This is a genomic window from Mesorhizobium sp. M7A.F.Ca.US.005.03.2.1 (assembly GCF_003997795.1).
GTDB lineage: Bacteria > Pseudomonadota > Alphaproteobacteria > Rhizobiales > Rhizobiaceae > Mesorhizobium > Mesorhizobium ciceri.
On sequence record NZ_RZRP01000413.1, the window covers coordinates 1 to 5,490 of the forward strand.

Annotated in this window: 6 protein-coding genes; 1 reads left to right on the top strand and 5 read right to left on the bottom strand. The window is 62.8% G+C overall.

Annotated elements, in window-relative coordinates; all coding sequences use genetic code 11:
• The 5 genes from EN991_RS21535 to EN991_RS21555 form a co-directional block, all read right to left on the bottom strand.
• Positions 1-854, bottom strand: an 854-nt coding sequence (locus tag EN991_RS21535) for a biotin carboxylase N-terminal domain-containing protein (protein ID WP_127369507.1), incomplete at its 3' end; no start/stop codon positions are given.
• A gap of 10 nt (positions 855-864) precedes the next feature.
• Positions 865-1,323 (bottom strand): acetyl-CoA carboxylase biotin carboxyl carrier protein, encoded by a 459-nt coding sequence (accB, locus tag EN991_RS21540; RefSeq protein ID WP_013531358.1) that lies wholly within the window; start codon positions 1,321-1,323, stop codon positions 865-867.
• 26 nt (positions 1,324-1,349) lie between these two features.
• Complete coding sequence (aroQ, locus tag EN991_RS21545) at positions 1,350-1,784, bottom strand: type II 3-dehydroquinate dehydratase (protein WP_013531359.1); 435 nt, start codon at positions 1,782-1,784, stop codon at positions 1,350-1,352.
• Positions 1,785-1,933: 149 nt separating this feature from the next.
• A complete protein-coding gene (locus EN991_RS21550; RefSeq protein ID WP_013531360.1) occupies positions 1,934-2,737 on the bottom strand; it encodes a DsbA family protein in 804 nt (267 codons plus the stop codon).
• A gap of 61 nt (positions 2,738-2,798) precedes the next feature.
• Entirely contained in the window at positions 2,799-4,193 is a 1,395-nt protein-coding gene (locus EN991_RS21555) for a M48 family metalloprotease (protein WP_127369508.1), read from the bottom strand.
• A 145-nt stretch (positions 4,194-4,338) separates the two neighbouring features.
• Here EN991_RS21555 and EN991_RS21560 point away from each other — a divergent pair, with 145 nt between their 5' ends.
• Complete coding sequence (locus tag EN991_RS21560; RefSeq protein WP_127369509.1) at positions 4,339-5,487, top strand: aminotransferase class I/II-fold pyridoxal phosphate-dependent enzyme; 1,149 nt, start codon at positions 4,339-4,341, stop codon at positions 5,485-5,487.
• Positions 5,488-5,490 lie beyond the last annotated feature (3 nt).

Here is a 5,490-nt window from a genome sequence, read left to right on the forward strand (position 1 = left end):
AAATAGAACTCGCCATTTTCGTAGAGGAACTCGATCGTGCCGGCGCCGGAATAGCCGAGGTCGGCAATCGCCTTGGCGCAGATGCCGCCGATACGGGCGCGCTCTTCGGCATTGAGGGCCGGCGAGGGCGCCTCTTCCCAGACTTTCTGGTGGCGGCGCTGCAAGGAACAGTCGCGCTCGCCGAAATGCACGCCGCGGCCAAAGCCGTCGCCGAACACCTGCACCTCGATATGGCGCGGCTTTTCCAGGTATTTCTCGATGTAGACCGCATCGTCGCCGAAGGCCGCACCGGCTTCCGTGCTCGCCGTCTGCAAGGCGACCTCAAGGTCGGCCTCGGTAAGCGCTACCTTCATACCGCGCCCGCCACCACCGGCCGATGCCTTGATGATCACGGGATAGCCGATCTCGGCGGCAATGCGCCTGGCTTCTTTTTGGTCGGTGACGGCGCCGTCCGAACCGGGCACAACCGGAATGCCGAGGCGCTTGGCGGTTCGTTTGGCCTCGATCTTGTCGCCCATGATGCGGATATGGTCGCCGGACGGACCGATGAAGGTGATGTTGTGCGCGGCCAGTATGTCGGCGAACTTGGCGTTCTCCGACAGGAAGCCGTAGCCCGGATGCACGGCGTCGGCGCCGGTGATTTCGCAGGCCGCAACGATCTGATGGATGTTGAGATAGCTGTCGCGCGATGGCGGCGGACCGATGCAGACGCTCTCGTCCGCGAGCCGCACATGCATGGCGTCGGCATCGGCGGTCGAATGCACCACCACCGTCTGGATGCCGAGTTCCTTGCAGGCGCGCAGTACCCGGAGGGCGATTTCGCCGCGATTGGCGATGAGGATCTTCTGAAACATCAGGCCCGCTCTACTCGATCACGACGAGCGGCATGCCATATTCGACCGGCTGCGAATCCTCGAAAAGGATCGCGGTCACCGTGCCGGCGCGTGGCGAGGGGATCTGGTTCATCGTCTTCATTGCTTCGATGATCAGCAGCGTCTGGCCTTCCTTGACCTTCTGGCCGACTTCGATGAATGCCTTGGCGTCCGGCGACGGCGCCAAATAGGCCGTGCCGACCATCGGTGAGGTGACCGCATTCTTGGAAAGGTCCGCCACCACAGGCACTGCAACGGCGGCAGCCTGCGCTGCTGCCGGCGCATAGGCCGGTTGCGGCGCCGCGATTGCATGAACGGCCGGCGCCTGCCGCGAGACGCGCACCTTCAGGTCGCCCAGTTCAACCTCGATCTCGGTGAGGTTGGTGTCGTTCAGTATGCCCGCCAGATCGCGGATCAGTTGCTGGTCAACACCGGTCTTCTTTATCGACATTTTCGAGCCTTCTGTTTGTTGGCCGGTCATAGGCGTGCGGCCAGCGCCTGTAGCGCCAGCGTATAGCCGAGCGGCCCAAAGCCACAGATCATGCCGACGGCGACCGGCGCGACCATGGAGACGTGGCGGAATGGTTCCCGCGCATGGATGTTGGAAAGATGAACTTCGGCCACCGGCAATGGTGCGACGGCGCGGATGGCGTCGTGGATGGCAATCGAGGTGTGGCTGTAGGCGCCCGGGTTGATGACGATGCCGACAGCCTTGTCGCCGGCTTCCTGAATCCAGTCGACAAGGTCGCCCTCATGGTTCGACTGGCGGAAATCGATCTCGAACCCCAGCGCCGTGCCTGCCTGCTTGCAGTCGTCGGCGATCGCGGCAAGCGTCTTGCCGCCATAGATGCCCGGCTCGCGCTTGCCGAGCGCGTTGAGATTGGGACCGTTCAGGACGAAAACCGTTTTCAAAAAAGCCGACCTTTCCCGGCGCCGTCATCAAGCCGGCGCGCTGGGCCCTCTATAATGGGCATAGCCGCCCGCGGAAAGAGCGCAAGTACGTTCTTTCACTGTCCACAACAGGCGGAAATGTGCCAGTGAGAGATAGCTGGCGAGCAAGATCAGAGCGCGGCTTTCGCCGCCTCGATCTTTTCAGCCAGCACTTCCTGCCCGAGCGCCCCGAACACCACCTCGTTGCCGACGACATAGGACGGCGTTCCGGTGATCGCCAGCTTGTTGGCAAGATCGTAGGTCTTGGCGAGGGCCTCGTTGATTGTCGGGTCCTTCATCTTCTCGCGCAGCGCCGCTTCGTCGGCGCCGAGCGACAGCGCGACCTTCATGGCCGCCGCCTCGGTGGCGCGTCCCTGACCGCCGAGCAACGCATTGTGGAACTCGCCGTACTTTTCCGGGTGCATCAGGTGGAAGGCCATCGAGACCACGCTCGCCTTCTGCGAATCCGGTCCGAGGATGGGGAATTCCTTGAGCACGAAACGCAGGTCCGGATCGGTCTTGGTCAGCGCCTTCATGTCGTCGATGGCACGTTTGCAGAAGCCGCAATTATAGTCGTAGAACTCGACGATGGTGACCTTGCCGGTCGGATTGCCGACGACGCCGTCGAAGGCGGAGTTGAAAATCTGGTCCTTGGCATCCTTGATCACGCCGAGATGAGCGATGCGCTGCTCTTCCTTCTGCTTGGCCTCAAGCGCGTCCTGGACTTCCAGAAGAACTTCCGGGTTTTTCAACAAATAGTCGCGGATGATGCCTTCGACCTCGGTGCGGTCGATCTTGGTATCGGCCGCCGCCGTCTCGACCGGCTGTGCGGTCCCGGCCTTGGCGATCTGCGGGTTTCCGGCAACGAATCCGAAAGCCAGCATGGCCAGAGCGACCGCAACCCCCGTGGTGCCCAGCAGCAGTGCCTTTTTCATCGTTCCTGTTCCTTCTGCCTGTTTTCCGGTCTGGCTATGTCGTGGCGCGCGGCCGGAAGGTTCACTTGATCTTGGTTGACGGCTTGTAGTTTATGATATCCTGGGCGCGAAGCCAGCGCGGCTCGCCGCGTTTCATCTGCTGCTGCGCCCGCATGGCGAAAATCTTCGCATCCTTGTAGTTGCCGGAATAGAAATGGCTTTCGGCGGTGGCAAGTTCAGCGCCAGGTATGTCGCCCAACTCGCCATAGGCCTGCGCCAGATGGCGATATCCGGCTGAATTTTCCTTGTCGCGACCGAGGCCATTGTTGATCTGCACGACGGCTTTTTTGAGGGAGTCGGGCGTGCCGACGGCCATCAGCGCCTGGCCCACGGACACCGGCAGCAGACCGGACCGAGCCGAATCGAGGCTGACCGCCTTGGCATAGGCGTCCGCGGCTTCCTTGGGTTTGTTGGCTTTCATCAGGATGTCGCCGCGCAGTTCCTGGAAGTAGGCATTCTTCGGTTGCGCTTTGATCAGTGCATTGGTCTTGGCGAGGGCGGCGGCGATGTTGCCGAACAGGTAGGTCGACTGGGCGTCGCCGTACTGGGCGGCGAGGGTTCCTTGCATCTTTCGCATCAGCCGGGACGCGGCCGCCTGGCCTTCCATGTAAACGGCGATCTTCACCCGCATCATGTCATGGCGCTGCTGCAGCGCGGGCGGGTCCGGCCTGTCGACATTGGGGTCCTGTTTCACCAGCACTTCGAGATTGGCGATGCGATCCTGCGGCATCGGATGGCTGATCCGATACGGATCGACCTGGGCGCCCGAAAGCGAAAGTGCGGTCTGGAAGCGGCGGAATGTCTTCAGCATGCCCATGCCGGACTGGCCGGTGGCGTTGAGATAGGTGATCGCCGAGCGGTCGGCCGTCATCTCCTCGGTGCGCTGATAGGCGAGGATGCTGCGCTGTGCCATTTCGCCGCCGCCGGCAGCCACGCCCATGCCGGCGCCGGCGAGACCGCGGCTGCTGGTTGTGGCACCGGCGACAATGGCGCCGGCGCCAAGCAATGTCGCGATGACGGCCATCGTCTTGGCTCGTTCGAGCTGGTCGCGCAGCTTCTGCTGGTGGCCGCCGGCAATATGACCGGCTTCGTGCGCGATGACGCCGATGATCTCGTTGGGCGTTTCAGCCGTCATCAGCGCGCCGGTGTTGATGAACAGCCGACGCCCGGTGACGAAGGCGTTGAAACTCTGGTCGTTGACCAGGACGATGTCGATGCCGTCATTCGCCAGGCCGGCCGCCCTGAAGATCGGCCGCGCGTAATCGCGCACCAGCGCCTCGATCTCGGCGTCGCGCACCACCGGCACGTTCTGGGCGAAGGCGCTGACCGAGCTCGACATTGCAACGGCAACGCCAAGCGAAAGCGTCGCGAAGACGCGCGCTGCCTGGGCAATCGTCGATCTGGGTCGGCTCAACATGATGTGTCCACTGGTAGACGAGCGGGCGAAAGATGAAAAGTCGGCGCCGGAAACTTCCTCAACTTGTGATCCTCACATCAATCGGGCATTTGTGCGGCACATGCGCCAGTGCCTGGCGCCGTCAGTCATCGGGAATACTGGTTAAATGGTCGTTTCGCTCTCACGCCGTGGCAATGTCGAGCCCTTCCATGCGATGGACATTCTGGCAGAGGCAAACCGGCTGAAGTCCCAGGGCGTGCCGGTTGTTTCGATGGCCGTCGGCCAACCCTCCGATCCCGCACCGGTTCTGGTTCGCGCCGCAGCAGCCAAGGCGCTGCAGGATGGGCGCATCGGCTACACCGACGCGCTCGGACTGGCAGGTTTGCGCAAGGCGATAGCCGGACACTACGCCGATCACTACGGGCTTGAGATCGAGCCCGGCCGGATCGCGGTGACCACGGGATCGTCGGCCGCCTTCAATCTTGCCTTCCTGGCGATGTTCGATCGGGGTGACCGCGTCGCCATCGCGGCACCCGGTTACCCTGCCTACCGCAACATCATGGCCGCACTCGGCATCGAGGTGGTCGAGATCGAGCTCGGCGACGCCGCCTACCTGCATGCCGGCCATTTGGAAGCCGCGCATCGTGAAAAGCCGCTGAAAGGCGTTCTCTTCGCCAGTCCCGCCAATCCAACCGGCGCGGTCATACCAGCCGATGAACTGGCGGCTCTGGTAGGGACGGCACAGGACCTCGGCATCGCCGTCATCTCCGACGAAATCTATCACCGGCTGGCCTATGCCGCCCCCGACACCACGGCACTTGCCTATGGCGGCGATGTGACGGTGATCAATTCCTTCTCCAAATATTACTGCATGACCGGCTGGCGAATCGGCTGGATGGTGCTGCCGCAGGAACTGGTGCGGCCGGTCGAGCGCGTCGCCCAGAGCCTCTACATCTCGCCGCCGGAGCTATCGCAGATTGCCGCGATCGAAGCGTTCAGGGCGACCGAGGAACTGGAGGCGGTAAAAGGCCGCTACGCCTGGAATCGCGAGCTCTTGATGAAACGCCTGCCGGAACTCGGCTTTCCGCTGGCGGCGCCCATGGACGGCGCCTTTTATGCGTTCTGTGACGTCACCAGGCATACCAATGACAGCATGGCCTTTGCGCGAAAGATGCTGGCCGAGGCGCATGTTGCAGCAACGCCCGGCCGCGACTTCGACACTCAGGCTGGGCACCGGACCATGCGTTTCTCCTATGCCGGCAGCCACGACGACATGGTCGAGGCAATGGTGCGCATCGAACGCTGGTTGAGGTAGCAC

Excerpts from the sequence above, each read along its gene's own strand:
- EN991_RS21555 (WP_127369508.1), bottom strand. The coding sequence starts at position 4,193 with ATGTTGAGCCGACCCAGATCGACGATTGCCCAGGCAGCGCGCGTCTTC.
- EN991_RS21550 (WP_013531360.1), bottom strand. The coding sequence starts at position 2,737 with ATGAAAAAGGCACTGCTGCTGGGCACCACGGGGGTTGCGGTCGCTCTG.
- EN991_RS21560 (WP_127369509.1), top strand. The coding sequence starts at position 4,339 with ATGGTCGTTTCGCTCTCACGCCGTGGCAATGTCGAGCCCTTCCATGCG.
- accB (WP_013531358.1), bottom strand. The coding sequence starts at position 1,323 with ATGTCGATAAAGAAGACCGGTGTTGACCAGCAACTGATCCGCGATCTG.